This window comes from Aminobacter sp. P4_H6_2 (assembly GCF_056400805.1).
Genome location: NZ_JBFUKO010000880.1, coordinates 1 through 1,724, shown reverse-complemented (window position 1 = coordinate 1,724; position 1,724 = coordinate 1). Strand labels below are relative to the sequence as shown.

General features: G+C 59.7%; 2 protein-coding genes. Both read right to left on the bottom strand.

All coding sequences use genetic code 11. From position 1 onward, the window contains the following. A partial coding sequence (locus tag AC1DUU_RS31250) for a substrate-binding domain-containing protein (protein WP_476787184.1) occupies nucleotides 1–510 on the bottom strand: 510 nt, incomplete at its 3' end. Between the two features lie 52 nt (nucleotides 511–562). Further along, nucleotides 563–1,372 carry a DeoR/GlpR family DNA-binding transcription regulator gene (locus AC1DUU_RS31245; RefSeq protein WP_476787183.1) on the bottom strand — a complete coding sequence of 270 codons (810 nt, stop codon included), beginning with the start codon at nucleotides 1,370–1,372 and terminating at the stop codon, nucleotides 563–565. Nucleotides 1,373–1,724 lie beyond the last annotated feature (352 nt).

Sequence of the window (1,724 nt, the reverse complement as noted above, 5' to 3'; positions counted from 1 at the left end):
GATCCAGGCATTCTGGTTGGTCGCGGTCGAGGACGCCGACAAGATGGCAACGTCGCCGCCTTCAGGCAGATAATCGGCGGCGAGCTTGATGATGGTCTCGCCGATCAGGTTGGTGTCGGACGGGTTGAGGTGGACCTGACGGCCTTCAGGCGCGACGCCCGAATCCCAGGAGATGACGGTGATGCCGCGTTCCATCGCCTTCTTGAGAGCCGGCACCAACGCGTCGGCGTCATTGGCGGAAATGGCGATCGCATTGACCTTTTGGGCGATCAGCGCGTTGATCACCTCGATCTGCGCTTCGGCGGTAGCCTTGGTCGGGCCGGTGTAGATCACCTCGACATCGCCGAGTTCCTTGGCCGCCTCTTGCGCGCCCTTGTTGGCGGCATCGAAGAAGCCGTTGCCGAGCGACTTCACCACCAGGGCGATCTTGACGTTTTCGGCATGCGCGGCAGTCGCGAACATGGCGGCCGACAATGCTGCGGCAACCATCAGTTTCCTCAGAATGCTCATCGTTTCCTCCCTAGAGCGTTGCATTCCATCAGCACTGCGGCGAGGCCATCCCTCATGCCTGCAGCGAAGATTCCTCGATATTCCTCACCTGGCTCTTGGCGACGACCAGCGACACGCCGGCACTTTCCAGCATGGCGGCCTCGCGGTCCTCGATGTCCTCGTCGGTGATAACTGTGGTTATCCGCGCCAGTCCGCACAGGATCAGGCTCGAACGCTGCTTGAACTTCGAGGAGTCGACCAAAACGACAAGCTCGTCGGCCTGGTCGATCAACTTCTGTTCGGCCTGGATCAGCAGGGGATCGCCTTCCATCAGCCCGAGCGGCCCCAGTCCCTGCGCACCCATGAACATGCGCCGCGCATAGAAATTGCGCGTCACATCATTGTCGAAGGGCGACAGGATGATGTTCTGCTCGCGGTAGATCGTGCCGCCCGACAGCATCACCGTGTTCTTCGAATGCTTGAGCAGGTGCTCGGCAATCGGGAACGAGTTGGTGAAGATCGGCATGCGCCGGTTGGTCAGGAAGTGCACCATCTGGAAGGTGGTCGTGCCGCCATTGATGATGATCGGCTCGCCATCCTTGCACAGCTCCACCGCCTCGCGGGCGATCGCCCGCTTCTTGGAAGCATTGAGTGTTTCGTTGACGCTGAAAGGGCGGCCGGCAAGTCCGACGAACTGCGGCGGGGTGATCGCTTCGGCACCACCGCGCACGCGGCGCAGGCGCTTTTGGACGTGCAGGGCCGCGATATCGCGCCGGATCGTCGCCTCGGACGAAGAGGTCAGGTCGACCAGTTCCTGCACCGTCACCACAGGCTTTTCCTGGACGGCGGACAGAATGATCCGGTGGCGTTCTTTTTCGTGCATGGTTCCTCCCTGCATGGTCATTAACTCATTCCAACCGAGCAGTGTCAATCATTTCCAATCAAATATTTTCATTGTGCAGTGCAATATGATTGATATTGATCGTTTATGATTGACACGTCGCGGTTGGCCGTGTGATTTTGACACCTGTCACGCACCGCTGTCTCGTGTGCACCGGGAGGAACAGACCATGCTTGAAACGCGCTCCAGCTCGCGCCTCGCCAATCTTTGGGACGACGCAAAAGCCGCCGCCATGAGCGAACCGCAGCGTCTGCTCTACCGCTCCAATCTGCTCGGCTCAGACAAGCGCATCACCAATTTTGGCGGAGGCAACACCTCCGCCAAGGTCATGGAA